Origin of the sequence: Vibrio sp. Vb1980 (assembly GCF_033338615.1) — a bacterium.
In the GTDB taxonomy this organism is placed as follows: Bacteria; Pseudomonadota; Gammaproteobacteria; order Enterobacterales; family Vibrionaceae; genus Vibrio; species Vibrio alginolyticus.
On sequence record NZ_JAWOSZ010000008.1, the window covers coordinates 149924 to 164840 of the forward strand.

Annotated in this window: 10 protein-coding genes; 2 read left to right on the forward strand and 8 right to left on the reverse strand. The window is 44.8% G+C overall.

The window, feature by feature from the left end:
- Positions 1 to 31 precede the first annotated feature (31 nt).
- The 8 genes from R7F64_RS14240 to hemL form a co-directional block, all read right to left on the reverse strand.
- Complete coding sequence (locus R7F64_RS14240) at positions 32 to 1015, reverse strand: ABC transporter ATP-binding protein (RefSeq protein ID WP_005386550.1); 984 nt, start codon at positions 1013 to 1015, stop codon at positions 32 to 34.
- 2 nt (positions 1016 to 1017) lie between these two features.
- Entirely contained in the window at positions 1018 to 2043 is a 1026-nt protein-coding gene (locus tag R7F64_RS14245) for an ABC transporter permease (RefSeq protein WP_054730004.1), read from the reverse strand.
- A 2-nt stretch (positions 2044 to 2045) separates the two neighbouring features.
- Complete coding sequence (locus tag R7F64_RS14250; protein ID WP_005380038.1) at positions 2046 to 3032, reverse strand: ABC transporter permease; 987 nt, start codon at positions 3030 to 3032, stop codon at positions 2046 to 2048.
- A 170-nt stretch (positions 3033 to 3202) separates the two neighbouring features.
- Positions 3203 to 4885 carry an ABC transporter substrate-binding protein gene (locus R7F64_RS14255; RefSeq protein WP_005380037.1) on the reverse strand — a complete coding sequence of 561 codons (1683 nt, stop codon included), beginning with the start codon at positions 4883 to 4885 and terminating at the stop codon, positions 3203 to 3205.
- Positions 4886 to 5666: 781 nt separating this feature from the next.
- Complete coding sequence (locus tag R7F64_RS14260) at positions 5667 to 9053, reverse strand: response regulator (protein WP_005380036.1); 3387 nt, start codon at positions 9051 to 9053, stop codon at positions 5667 to 5669.
- 226 nt (positions 9054 to 9279) lie between these two features.
- On the reverse strand, positions 9280 to 10305 hold the full coding sequence (rsmC, locus tag R7F64_RS14265; RefSeq protein WP_025768200.1) for a 16S rRNA (guanine(1207)-N(2))-methyltransferase RsmC: 1026 nt from the start codon (positions 10303 to 10305) through the stop codon (positions 9280 to 9282).
- 76 nt (positions 10306 to 10381) lie between these two features.
- Entirely contained in the window at positions 10382 to 11467 is a 1086-nt protein-coding gene (locus R7F64_RS14270; RefSeq protein WP_025768201.1) for an AI-2E family transporter, read from the reverse strand.
- Positions 11468 to 11812: 345 nt separating this feature from the next.
- Positions 11813 to 13108, reverse strand: a complete 1296-nt coding sequence (gene hemL / locus R7F64_RS14275; protein ID WP_086047025.1) for a glutamate-1-semialdehyde 2,1-aminomutase — start codon at positions 13106 to 13108, stop codon at positions 11813 to 11815.
- A 246-nt stretch (positions 13109 to 13354) separates the two neighbouring features.
- Between hemL and erpA the strand changes: the two genes are divergently transcribed.
- Positions 13355 to 13696, forward strand: a complete 342-nt coding sequence (erpA, locus tag R7F64_RS14280; protein ID WP_005380031.1) for an iron-sulfur cluster insertion protein ErpA — start codon at positions 13355 to 13357, stop codon at positions 13694 to 13696.
- A gap of 105 nt (positions 13697 to 13801) precedes the next feature.
- Positions 13802 to 14917 carry an efflux RND transporter periplasmic adaptor subunit gene (locus tag R7F64_RS14285; RefSeq protein WP_005386537.1) on the forward strand — a complete coding sequence of 372 codons (1116 nt, stop codon included), beginning with the start codon at positions 13802 to 13804 and terminating at the stop codon, positions 14915 to 14917.

The window sequence follows — 14917 nt, forward strand, 5'->3', positions numbered from 1 at the left end:
ATTTTTGTTCTTAGCTAGCGTTTTTTTGTTGTTAAACCTTAGCTTGAGCAATGGTGTCGCCGTACAAATGGCAATTTGAGAGGCGACCTGGTTCAATTTGACGTAATTGGGTTGGTACACGTGTACATGCTTCATGTACGCGATCGCAACGAGCTTGGAAGCGGCAGCCTTGTGGAACTTCTAGCAAGTTCAACGGGTTACCTGGAATACCAGTCAATTTGGTCTTTGGTCCAGTTAGTGGAGGGAAAGAGCTACCCAAACCTTTGGTGTAAGGGTGGTAAGGACTTTCCAGAATTTGCTTAGAAGGCGCGACTTCAATCAACTCACCTGAGTACATGATGCCGATACGATCCGAGAACTCGACCATCAATGACAAGTCATGTGTGATGAATAGAATTGAGAAACCAAACTCTTCTTTAAGCGCGTAAATTTTTTGTAGAATTTCACGTTGAACCACTACATCCAATGCGGTAGTCGGTTCGTCCATGATGATCATTTTTGGGTTCAGAGCCAAAGCGATTGCGATTACTAGACGTTGACGCATACCACCAGAGAACTGGTGCGGGTAATCACTCAATCGGCTAGGGTGGATATCAACGATTTCCAGCAGACCTTCAGCGCGTGTTTTTGCTTGAGCGCGAGTCATATTGGTATGACGCATGATGACGTCACAGAACTGCTCTTCCATGGTTAGAACAGGGTTCAAAGCGTTCATCGCACTCTGGAATACCATCGACATTTCACTCCAGCGGAACGCTTGCATGCGATCATCGCTGTACTGAAGGATATCTTCACCGTTGAAGATAACCTCACCACCTGTGATAAACGCTGGCGGCTTATGAAGGCGCATTAGTGAGAAGGCAACAGTGGATTTACCACAGCCAGATTCACCAGCCAGACCGAATACTTCACCTGGTGCAATGTCGAAGCTCACGTTGTTACAGGCGCGGACATCGCCCGCGTCTGTGATGTAGTCTACGCATAGGTTACGGATGGAAATTAGTGGTGCAGTCATGATTATTTATCTCCGCTCCATAGTGCATTTTGTGGTGCCAGTTCAGGCTCACGTTCTTTCTTGTCTTTTGCAGCTAGTTTTTTCCAGCGTTTCATGCCTTTGTGAGAACGAAGTTGAGGGTTCGCAATTTCGTCAACGGCAAAGTTCAACAGAGCAAGACCAGTAACCAGTAGTGTTAGGGCAATACAAGGTGCTAGTACTTCCCACCATGCGCCAATCAGCATGGCTGATGAGGTTTGCACGTTGTAAAGCATGATGCCCCAACTGATCGTGTTGGCATCACCCAAACCTAGGAACGAAATGACCGCTTCAGTGTTGATCGCCAGCATTACTGAGCCAATGAAGCTCGCACCGACAATTGGGATAAGGTTTGGTAAAATCTCAACGAAGATGATGCGGAATGAAGACTCTCCCAATACTTCGGCAGCTTTAACGAACTCTTTCTCGCGTAGTGCCATAGTTTGAGAGCGGACAACACGTGCACCCCATGCCCAAGAAGTACCAGCGATAATCAAGGCAATGGTGAGTGGGCCTGCTTCACCGATAAAGGCCGCCAACACGAATAGCAATGGATACTGCGGAATTACTAACATGATGTTCATCGCGGCACTCAATACGTCATCCACTTTGCCGCCGAAGTAACCTGCCGATATACCAATGACTGTTGCTAAGAAGCACACGATGATGCCAGCGCCAAAGCCTACACCCAGTGATACTCGTGCACCGTAAGCCACTTGCGACCAGATATCGCGACCCATTCGGCTAGTACCTAATACGTGGTCGGCCTTTTTAGACATAATCAGCGTACGACGATCGTCTGCTAGGTTTTTAGCGACCCAACCATCAGGATTGTTTTGTGCCTGTTTTACAACAAAGCTTGGGTATTCGTGTGGGTTACCGGTTCGCTTGTCTGGCGCATGCTTTGTAAGTAAAGGAGCGGCGATCGCAACGAATACGAATACGGTAACAATACCAAGACCGATTCGAGCGAATGCGTTACCTAAAATAAGTTTGAATAGTTCTTTCATGATTATTTGCCTCCCGTACGTAGGCGAGGGTCTAGAATCATGTACAGCATGTCAGCCATTAAGTTGAAGCACAGCATGAACATCGTCATGATAATTAACTGACCTTGAAGTACTTGGTAGTCACGAGCGTGAATTGCGTTAAGTAGCACGGTGCCTAAACCTGGGTAGTTGAAAATCATCTCGATGATCAATTGACCACCAATGGCCATACCCAAAGACATAGACAGTGCGGTAACACTTGGAAGTAGTGCGTTACGTGCGGCGTAATTAAAGACGACGCGGTTTTCACTCAGCCCTTTACCTTTAGCCATCGTGATGTAGTCTTCGGCGAGAAGGTTGATCATGTTGTTACGCATGTTAACTAGGAAGCCACCAATTTGAACGATGGTTGCACAGAATAGAGGTAGTACAGCGTGGTAACCCACGTTCTTGATGAACTCCCAGCTTGTCCAATCAGGAATAGTACCTGGCGTGTAAGCATAGCCAGATGGGAACCATTTCAGGCCAATCGCAAAGGTAAACAGCGCTAACATTGCGATAACCATTTGTGGAATAGCTTGAATGATCAATGTGCCAGGCGTTACGAATGCATCGTACTTACTACCGCGCTTCCAGGCGGCAAAAATACCAAGGACAGAAGCGATGGAGAAAGAAAGTACAACCGCAGTACCAGCTAGAAATAGTGACCAGCCAAATGCACTACCTAGTAAAGAATTAACTGAAAGTGGGTAGAACTGGATTGAGGTGCCCAATTCCCAACTTAGAATGTTTTTAATGTACGAGAAGTACTGAATGTAAATTGGCCCATCAACGAAACCGAGCAGTTCTTTCATTGCTGCGATTCGTTCTGGAGTCACCTGTACTGAAGCATTAGCAAACATCATGGTAACTGGGTCACCAGGCATTGCTCGCGGAATAATAAAGTTTAACGTCGCTGCAACTAAGAGCGCGACAAGATAGAACGACAAACGTCTTAAAAAATAACCCATAACTCACACCTTACTCACCCAGATTTTTTCCCTGTTTCTGGTTTCAGGTCGCTCCTAGCGAAATTTAGAGCGAAAAATCCCCTGACGACGAGCGCCACATATTGGTTTCGTTAACAAGGGATTTTTATAGGCGGCACACGGGATGTATGCCGCTTGAAATGAACTTCTACTTATTTAACTGGTTTTAGGTCCAGTACGTGAAGTAGACGCTCTGGGATACCTGCCCAAATGTTTGGACGGCCCTTAGGGTTTTCTTCGTTCCACCAACCAGTGAAGCGAGTTGTGTTGTATTGGTACATGTACGCGCCAGATAGCACAGGAATAGTTACTTGGTCCTGAGCAATGATCTTCTGAATGCCATGAGCGATCTCTAGCTGTTCTTGCTTATCTGCTGTCTTGTAGAAGCTGTTAAGAAGACCGTCTAGCTTATCGTTCTTGTAGAAGTGCATTGCAAAGCGAGGCATGCCGTCACCAGCTTGTAGCTTCGAGTTGTAGCCACTATCCCAGTACAAGTGTGGATCTGCACCGTGGAAGTAGTTGGTGTAAGCAACGTCGTAAGTACCTTCTAGCATAGCTTGGTTGTATACCGAGAAGTCCGGTGTACGAGCACGAGCTTTAATGCCCACTTCTGCTAGTTGCTCAACGGCTAGTTGTACCGTGTTGTTGAAGTCAGTCCAACCGTTTGGTGATTGAATTAGAAGCTCGAAAGACTTGCCAGATGGTGTATCCACAAAGCCATCTTTGTTTACATCTTTGAAGCCAGCTTTAGCTAGAAGCTTTTTCGCACCTTCCGCGTTGTATGTGTTGTAGCCTTTGTACTTGTTGTGCGTCTCTTCATCAGACCAAGCTTCGAATGCGTAGCCAAGGCCAGATGCGAAGTCGTTCACTGTACCGCCGCCGTAGAAAGCGATATCAATGATAGTTTGACGGTCTAGCGCCATAGAGAACGCACGACGGAAGTCAACGTTAGTTAGTGCTTCGTTTTTCGCAGCGTCTGGGTTTTTGAAGTTCACTACAAATGCTTGAGTACCCGCTGGTGGGTACCAGTAGTGGTGATTCGGACTTGCTGCAGCGTACGTACGGTCGATGTCTGGTACGAATGAAGACGTCCAGTCCATTTCGCCGTTAACGATTTTGCCCAAGAATTGGTCGTTGTTCGCGATTTGTGGCACACGCAGACAATCTACATCTAGGTTGTCAGCATCCCAATAATTCGGGTTCTCACACTGGATATATAGCTGCGGTGTGAAAGTGTCGATTTCAGTAAATGGACCACTGCCTACTGGATTTTCGTTTGTGAATGTTGCTGGATCTTTTACTTTGCTCCATACGTGCTTAGGTACGACTGGTACTTTCGCAATTTCGTAAGGAACGTTTGAGTTTGCTTCGCTTAGACGGAATTTAACTTGGTAGTCGTTAACTTTTTCTACGCCAGTCACCCAAGAGTTGATACCAGATTGGTCTAGCTCTGGCTTCTCTTTAACTAGGTTGAAAGAATAAACAACATCATCAGCGGTAAACGCTTTGCCATCAGACCATTTTACGCCCTTACGGATATCGAAGGTTACGCTCATCAGGTCATCAGCCATGGTAAAGTTTTCTGCTAGACGAAATACAGGCGTGTTACCGTGCATTTCGTTAAAAACAACGAGCGGCTCGTAAATAAAGTCGGTTGTTGTGTGCAGGTTAGTTGCACCCAAGAAAGGGTTAAAGTTACGAACGAAAGTTGTAAACTCTTTAGGGTGGATAGTCAGTTCACTGCGTTCAGCCGCAGTAGCTACCGATGCAAAACCTGTAGTAGCCGTTGCAATAATTGCTGTTGCTAGTGCTGTTTTTTTAATATTGGCAAGCATAGCTGTTCCTTACTATTTGCTTTCATTTCACTAAATGGAATTGAATGTCATCAATTGATAAACACTCTCTAAGACCTACCTCTTGTACATGCCTTACTCATTACAACATTGAGTTTCGCCAAGAGTGGCCTGTAGGCCTTAGGCAGGAGTAAGAAAACACCTTATCCATAAAATAATCAAACTTGATTCCCGTTAAAAACGTTAAAATCTCTGAGCTCTCCGTTATAAACGTTATTTTGGCTGATTTTAACCAGCATTGGGCCAAAAAATAAACGTTGATATGCGTCGCAGTTTATATCCTTGTTAATAATGAGTGTTGGTGATTACTAACCTGTTGGTCCTTTTAAAATATACGTTTCCTGCTTGGTTTCTAGGTTCGGAGATCTCGCTCACATGCAGGAATGGTGTTAATTAATCAGCTAAAAATTAATCTGCCGTTCTGTTGTGATTAAGTTCGCAATCTCTATCAATAGTTCGTCAAAATCCGCTTGTTATCTGAAAAATTGCTTTTTTTATCGATAGTTTTCTTCCGTTTGTTGTCCTTTTTTTATTGTATGAATGAAGTTTTTCGGTTGCTCGAACTTACCTAGTTAAGACAAGTTAAATGGATAAGGTCGTACGTTTTGAAGACCAACAATAGATAGCGTTGTCTAACCGAATGTTCGTTATTGGAAATATGGTAATGGGGTAGGAAGAGGCGGTCTCTTTTATCTCTAGGAAGGGAATACTCGAATAACAAAAAAGCCCAGCATGCACGCTGGGCTAGTTTTTTTGATAAATATTAGCTGGTCAATAGTCGCTGTAGTTTATCTCGTTGTGCTTCTATGTATGCTCTCTCGGGGCTCTGTTCTTTGCAGTGTTCGAGAATGAACTCTATCGAGCTTAGCACCGTTCTCCAACGTGGTGTTTTGGGTAATGTTTCTATACGCATGTATTTATCTAAAGTGCGTGTTTGCAAAGTACTACGGTCTAGATAAACGCGCCACAAGCCACTTTGCTCTGCAAATGCGAACTTACTTTCACCCGTTACAGATTCCCAATACTCTAAAGCATGTGTCATTGCGTCTACTAGAACTTCTCGCATAAGTTCTTGCTTGTCTTTTTTATTACCGAGCGCTTTGTCTGCAAGGCGCGTAAATTCTCCGCCAAGCTCTTTTAGCTTTTGCAATTGGTCTTTGTCACCATCAAATGCATAACTTGAAAGCACTTCTACGGCGGTTTCTAGATTATGTATGCGAGCGGCACTGGCTCCACCGCCGACATTAAAGATGTACATGATATCTAACCCTGAACCTTCAGGGAGCTTAAGAATGTCTGCTTCGATGTTCTGACGAATATCTTCAATATAGATATCAATCTTGCCACAGTAATGAGGTTGTTTGACGGTTAGATATTTAGGGGCAATCAGCTCATCAGCAGATGAGCGCTTTAGCTGTTCTAAGCTGCGCTTGAATAGCTTACAAGCAGCTTCGTTAGCAAAGCGAATACGCTTGTCTTCACGTAGACAGATGATAGCTTCAGGAGCCGATTCTAGCTGTTCCAACAAACGACCTTGAGTCTCAAGTAAGCTTGCTTCAACGACTGCACGCTGTCTAAGTTCAGACTCTAGCACTTTGTTTTCCATATGGCGCATTTCTGCTTTACTTGCCGTTAAATGCGCTTGGATACGTGCCGCCAACTCTTGTTTATTAAATGGTTTCGATAAATAGTCGTTGGCTCCTGCCTCAAAACCTCTTACACGATCTTCTGTTTGACTGAGTGCGGTGAGCATAATGATTGGCAACTCGGCATGATCATAGGTTTCACGTAGTTCACTACAAACTTGGTAGCCGCTCATGCCTGGCATCATGATATCCAATAACAGAAGTTCCGGCTTCTCTTGCTCGACGAGCGCTAACGTTTCTGGCCCATCGGAGACGGTACGCACACGATAGCCCTCTAAACGTAAAAAGCTTTCAAGCACGCGTAAGTTTACTGGTTCATCGTCAGCAACATACAGTAACGGGCCGTCTGGGTTCTCTGGAAGTGATAAGTCTTCACTGTTCTCTACATTAACTTCAGGGATTTGGAAGTGTCCGTGCGCAGCTAGAGTCTGGGTTGCTTGGATTTCTTCTTCACTGGCGAGCGGTAAAGTGAAACTGAAGGTAGTTCCGACCATTGGTTGGCTACTGACGTATAACGAGCCTCCCATTAATTCGATCAATTGACGGCTAATGGAGAGCCCAAGCCCTGCACCTTGACGATAACGGCTCGCGTCTTGCCCTGCTTGGATAAGTGGTTCAAAAATATGTTCAAGTTGTTCTGCGGGAATTCCTTGTCCAGTATCCACGACTTGTACGCGTACATGATCATCTACCACATTAGCGGAGATAACAATTTTGCCTTCTGAGGTGTATTTAATCGCATTGCCAATCAGGTTATATAGCACTTGTTCAAGGCGTTGCGGGTCAGCTGACACTGCTTTTAAATCCGCAGGGACTTGGTTGATGATGCGGATGGTTTTACTTCCAAGTAAATGGCTAGAAAGCTCTAAAACCAATCGTGTTGCACTGCCCAAACTCACTGCTGATTTCTGGATATCCATGCTTCCATAACGCATTTTATGATAATCCAATAAGTCATCGACTAGATTAGCGAGACGCTGACCACTTTTAATGATGATATCAAGCTGATATTTCTGGCTAGCGGGGATCGCGCCATTGGCGCCGGACGCTAAGGTTTCAGCAATCCCGACCATGCCGTGTAACGGTGTACGAAGTTCATGAGAAGTCGTGGCTAAGAACTCATCTTTTAATTTATCGGCCAATTGCAGTTCTTCATTCTGTTTCTGAATGATCTGTATGTTGCTTTCTAGTTCTTCATTTTGCTTCTTAATGGTTTGAATCTTCTCTCGAATAGAGCGTTGCATTCGTTCAAAGCTTAACGCAAGCCGACCAATTTCATCTTTACGAACCGTATTAAAAGACGTGTCATCAAGATCCCCTGCAGAGACCTTTTCGGCAACCCAAGTCAATTTCAGCAACGGAGAAGTGATAAAGTTTGATAAATAGTGAGAAGCGATCACCACAAGGATAATGGCGATCAACATAGCGATAACGAATAGTTTTTCGAGTTGATGGATACGAGCGAAAGCTTCGTTTTCTGGTAACTGTACGACGAGCGCCCAAATCACACCACGAGTTTCAATCGGTGCATAAGCCGCGATGATTTCTTCACCTAAGCCGTTCGTGTAAGTGCCGACACCAAACGCACCAGAGAGTGCTTTATCGATCACTTCTAAACTGTTCTTAATGTCGTCTTGTTTCGTGTTAATTGTGCGAGGTTGGTGATCATTTCCAACCAGCAGGGTGTTAATGGATGACTCTCGATTAGCGTCTGCGGCTAACTTAGTGATGCCATTATTTGGCAAGCGGAACATGGCATAGCTGTGTAGATAACCTTGCTGAACAATTGGTGCACCTAGCCAAGCGACTGATTTACCCCCTTCCAGCTCGAAGTCAGACACAATCACAGGAGTGTAGTCTTCGTTTACTTTTCGACGTTCAGTCACATCATCGGCGAGACGCTTGAAAGTTTTGCCAAGTGCCGAGTCTTTGTAGGGGCCTGATAACAAGTTCGTTCCGTAGTTATCGTCTTTGTTGATCGAGTAGGTGACGTTACCATTGATGTCGACCAGCAAAATGTCATTAAAATCAGAGCGCTTGAGGAGCTCCAAGTAGGCCCAATGATAGCGTTTATGTAAAAGTCGGTAACGTTCACTTCCTACATAGTTGGATGACTCGGGTAACGTTGAGGTTTTGATTTGGTCTCCGCTGCCCTCGATGTAGCGCTGTTGGGCGTTTTTACGAGACTCTTCAATATCATTGCCTAAACGACTAAAAGCATTGACGAGACCGTAGAATCGGCCACCACTGGCGTAAGCCAACTCTGAGCGCACAAAGCCCATGACTTCGGTTTCTCGTGCCTCAAAGTAGTCGATGATTTGCTGCTGTTTTGTATCTCGAACAGACAGTAAGTGCGAGGTGCTTTGTTCTTGCAGATCTTTACTGTGGGACTGCAAGAAAAAGATCGCAGTAATGGTAAGAGGTGTGATACTGAGCACCAGAAATGCGGTCATCAGTGTACTCTGAAGGCGCTTAAATTTCTGTTTTTTGTAGAATTTAAACATGGATAAGATTACAACTCATAATGGGCAGTTCTAAAACATACTTCGCTGCCGAGGTTCTCGTTAAAAACGGATAAGATGTTCAACTAGATAGAATTAACAAAATTAACGAGTTTTTTTTCTTTGACAAGAAAGTTAGTTGTAAAGCGTGCAGGGTGACGCAGTTTTTCTTATGAGTGTTGAATTTATGAGAAAAAATCGCGCAGGTTTGTGCCTGCGCGGGGGGAAGTTATGATTTTTTCGCGTAGTAGATAGAAAATTTATTGGTCTTATTTAGCGTCTCGCAATTATTAAACGCCCGCTCGATAATTGGTGGGTATTTTAAGAAGCTATTCGCGACAATCACCATTTCGCCGTCTTTGGTTAGATATTGTGGTGCCTGACCCAACAAGGTTTCCGCTGCGTTGTAATTTGTGTCTAAACCACTGTGGAATGGCGGGTTGCTGATAATAAAGCGGTAGTCTTTTGCGGTATCCGAGTATATATCTGATGCAAATACGCGTCCGGATAAACCATTCGCTTCTAATGTGGCTTGGCTAGAAGTGATCGCATAAGCATTAATGTCACACATCTCAATCGCGATCTCTGGATTCGCTTTCGCCATAAACGCACCGAGCACACCTGCACCACAACCAAAGTCGAGCACTTTGCCCGACAGCTTAGGTAAGGTTTCAAGCAGCAATCGGCTACCTAAGTCGAACTCGCCATGGCTGAATACGCCAGGTAGGCTCTTAACCGCTAGCGACTGCTCACCGAGTGTAACAGTGTAAGACTTAAACCAATCTGCTTGGTTGAAAGGTTTTGGTTCATTGAGGCAATTACCCCAGTAAAATGAGCAGCGACGAGCAGAGTCGTACTTGTTCACAGGGCCGTATTCTTGGAACATCTTCTCGATGCTCTTGATGCCGGAGCGGTTTTCACCAACGATGACGATTTCGGTGTTAATGCCCAGTTTCGCCATCAACATCGCCAGCAAGTATTCTGCTTCAGCTTTTGCCTTTGGCCAGTATAAAAGGACCATGTCTGCTTTTGTTTCAACATCAAACACAGAGCCAAAATGACTTTTCACTTTGTCAGAGGTTTGAATTTGGCGGTAGTAGCTATAGTTGGAAGTAAACACTTCAACAGACTCACAATGAGCCACTAACTCAAGAGGAAATAGGTCTTCAACTTCACCAGCGACTAAAACGTGTTTTCCGTTGAAGTATTCAAGTTGGCGCTGAGCTATTTGGCTAGGAGCGATATAAGCAGACATAAATTTGGTTCATCAGAAATAATTTGGGGCAGATTTTCGCACAATCTGCCCCAAGCTTGAAGTGATTAAGCGGTGACTAGCTGTTGTCTTGTTGGTTAAGGAAGTCTTTGAATTCTTCCTCGTAGATATTAAACAGTACCATGGTCACGGCAAAAATAAGTGGGCCGTAGATAAGACCAATCAAACCAAACAGATGCAGACCACCCAGTAATGAGAAGAAAATCATAAGGGTATTCATGCCGGCGCTGCCTTGCATTAGCAACGGACGCAATAGGTTATCTATAGAGCCAACGACAACTACACTCCACACCGTCAAGAAGATAGCCCAAGTCATATCGCCTGTTAAGAACAAGTACGCTGCTGCAGGAATCCAGATTAGTGCGGTTCCTACCACTGGAATGAATGATGCAAAGCCCATCATTGTTCCCCAAAATAACCCAGGGAAGCCGGCGAGCCACATACCGATACCGCCAGCCAGACCTTGAGCAATCGCTGTCATGAATGAGCCCATTACGGCTGATTTAGAAACTTGCTCTATCTCTGTCAATATGCGGTCTTCTTGGCTACGTGAGAGTGGCAGGATATGACGAATCGCAGAGATAATTTTGTCGTGGTCACGAAGCAGAAAAAACAGCACAAACAGCATTAGGAAGAAGTTCATTAGGAAGTTGGTTGCGTCTCCTAAAATCTTTGCGCTGATAGCGACTAAGTTAGAGCCAAACGATGTGGCAAATTGACCAATTTTCTCAGCAATGGCTTTGGGCTCGATTTTATCAAAAGGTAAGTACTCATTAACAATCGATAAGCCTTTGATAACGAAAGGATGTTGGAATATATCTTGGATGCCACCATTGGTAACCCAATTATATGTATTTTGTGAGAAAACAGAGCCTTGCTGAACAATGGCGGCAAACACAAATAAAAGCGGGATAACAATAATAAACGTCAAGACGACACATGACAGCAGTGCCGCCATATTGGGGTGCTTGGGAATTTTCTGCTCAAACCATTCGTGTATCGGAAACATGAGCAAAGAAATGATAAAAGCCATCACAATTGAATTGATATATGGCTCAACCAATAAGTAGCAAGCAAAAGCAGCGGCGAGTAAAGCAACCATTAGTACTCGGTGACTCGACGTTATTTTTACATTATTTGGCATGGTATTAGTCCAACTTACAGGTGACGTTTACGGTTTATGCCTTCAATGATGGCGTGTAACCTTTATTACTTTGCACTCTTAACTCTTTCAAGCTTATGACAATGCCGAATTAGAGCAGGGCGATGTACCTTGCTATAATGACTACAAATCAGTCGGTTATCAATCAAGAGATGAGCTATGGGTTGTTGCAACGGTGATAAAAAGTGTCAAACCGAGAAAAAAGCTAAGCGAATACCGTGGTTTGGCATTGTCGTTGGGGTATTAGCGATATTGGTTATTTTGAATTGGCAATAAAAAAGGACCGTTACGGTCCTTTTCTAAATGCGTTATCGCCGTTTTTAGCGATTACTTCGCTTCTTCTGCAAGAACAGCAAAACAGCGGTCAGCAGCTTCTAGTGTGGCATCAATCTCTTTTGAACCATGAGCGAGTGAAGTAAAGCTCGCTTCAAACGCAGATGGCGCAAGGTAGACACCGTGTTTTAGCATTAAGTGGAAGAAACGCTTGAAGCGTTCTACATCGCACTTCGTTACGTCTTCGTAGCAAGTTACTTTTTCTTGGTCAGTGAAGAAGAAGCCGAACATACCGCCCACTTGGTTAACAACTAGCGGAATACCGTGTTTTTCTGCTAGAGACTTAAAACCTTCAGCAAGTTGTTTCGTTTTAGAAGCTAGGCGCTTTTCGTTGCCTTCTTCTTTTAGAAGGTTCAAACATGCGTAGCCTGCTGCCATTGCGACAGGGTTACCGGAAAGGGTACCAGCTTGGTAAACTGGGCCTGTAGGTGCAACGTATTGCATCACTTCTTTACGGCCACCGAAAGCACCTACTGGCATACCGCCACCAATCACTTTACCCAGTGTCGTTAGGTCGGGTTTGATGTTGTAGTGTGCTTGCGCGCCGCCTAGAGCAACACGGAAGCCTGTCATTACTTCATCAAAAATTAGTAGCGCGCCTTCTTGATCACAGATTTCACGTAGCCCTTCGTGGAAGCCTTCCACTGGTGGAATACAGTTCATGTTGCCTGCTACTGGCTCAACGATGATACAAGCAATTTCGCCTTTGTTAGCAGCAAATAGCTCGCGTACAGAATCTAGGTCGTTGAATGTTGCTGTTAGCGTGTGTTTAGCAAAATCTGCAGGAACGCCAGGAGAGCTTGGTTGGCCTAGAGTTAGTGCACCAGAACCTGCTTTTACTAGCAAGCTATCAGCGTGGCCGTGGTAACAACCTTCAAATTTCATGATCTTATCGCGACCGGTGAAGCCACGTGCAAGGCGAATCGCGCTCATAGTAGCTTCAGTACCAGAACTTACCATGCGGACTTGCTCCATTGATGGAACAAGCTCAGAAACTAATTCTGCCATCGCGATTTCAAGTTCTGTTGGCGCACCGAAGCTAAGACCGCGTTGCGCTGCATCAATTACTGCTTCGCGGATAACCGCGTGGTTGTGGCCAAGAATCATTGGACCCCAAGAGCCAACGTAATCAATATACGCTTTACCATCGGCATCAAAAATCAGTGGACCGTCTGCTCGTTCGATAAATAGCGGAGAGCCGCCAACGCCGTTGAATGCACGAACTGGTGAATTGACACCGCCAGGGATGGTTTGCTGAGCTTTTTGATACAGCTCTGATGATTTGGTCATGGGGTTATCCTCTTTTGATTGCTCGGACCAAGTGGAGCGCATTGTACCTAGCTATAATCAAGTTAGAAACGTTTTGCTTAATTTATGTGTTGTTTCGCAGTGTAATCTTATATATCCGCATCTGTTATAAAGAATCGGCGGCGAATACTTGAACGAGTTTGTCAGGTATTGGATAATCGTCTCAATTAGCACAAATTTGACGTCTTGCTTCAGGCTTGACGCATTACACGAGTGAGAGAGGTCTTCGTGAGCGAAGTAAACGTACCATTATCTTTTTCTGACGCAGCAGCATCTCGCGTTAAAGCATTGATTGCTGAAGAAGAAAACCCAGCATTGAAACTGCGCGTATACATTACTGGCGGCGGCTGCAGCGGCTTCCAATACGGCTTTACTTTTGATGAAAATGTAAACGAAGGCGATACAACAATCGTAAACAGTGGTGTAACACTGGTTGTAGACCCTATGAGTCTGCAATATCTCGTTGGCGGTATTGTTGACTACACAGAAGGGTTGGAAGGAGCGCGCTTCTTCGTAAATAACCCCAATGCAACGACAACATGTGGTTGTGGTGCATCGTTCAGTGTGTAATTAACACCTAACAGGCAGCTAATGGCTGCCTGTGCTTTATGTAGAAGGATGTCACGTAAAGCACACGCTCGCAGATATGCAGAGAAATAATAAAAAGGACTTTATATGTCTGGACTTTCTTTTGGACGCCGAATTGTCGAGCGCCCTTGGCTAGTATCTCTTATCCTCGTCTTACTTCTTGTTGCATGGCTAACCATCGGCCAACTCAAAGCACAAGATGATCATCCTAACTCTTCAACATCCACGAACACGACACCACTTGCAAAGGTGATGTTTGATACTTTTCTTGCCGAACCTACCAGTAAAACCATTGAATTGTATGGACGAACGGCGCCCAATCGTCAAGCGCGTCTTGGCGCCGAAGTTGCCGGTAAAATAGTCAGTCTTAACATAAAGAAAGGCCAAGCGGTCAAACAGGGACAAGTGATCGCAAACATCGATAAGCGCGACCTTGGCATTCAACTTAAACGGGCCCAGGCGATGCTGTTGGTTAAAGAGAAAGAGTTTAATGCAGCTAAATCGCTAAAAAGTCGTGGACTGCAAGGTGAGGTTGCATTCGCGACAGCGCAAGCAGCGTTGGTAGATGCACGTGCGAATTTGAGTAACGTGCAAACGGCTTTAAGAAATACTGAGGTTAAAGCGCCATTTGATGGCATCGTAGATCACCACTTTGTTGAGTTAGGTGATTTTGTCGGGATTGGCGATCCTATTGCGACGGTCATTGATTTGGATACTTTAGTGATTGAAGCCGATGTCAGTGAACGGCATATACAATACCTTAAGGAAGGCCTAGAAGCCGACGTAAGAACCATTAACCAACAGCATCATCAAGGTCGTGTGCGCTACATTGGACGTGTTTCTTCTGCTTCTACTAATACATTTCCAATTGAAATCGAAATTGATAATCAAGACGCAAGAATTCCTGCCGGTATGAGCGCAGAAGTACAGCTGCCTTTGAGTGAAGTGTTGGCAGTAAAGATTACGGCTGCCATGTTAGCACTAGATGAAGAAGGTAACTTAGGTGTCAAGACACTGCGTAATGAGTATGTTGAGTTTGTTCCAATTCAACTCGTTAAGGCCGAGGATGATGGTGTGTGGCTCTCTGGGTTAGGAGAGCGTGCAGACATTATCGTGCTGGGACAAGGTTTTGTGCGAGATGGTGATCAAGTACTGGCCAATAAAGTTGATGACGTAGTTGTTGAAGCGGCTAGTGAGCAGTAA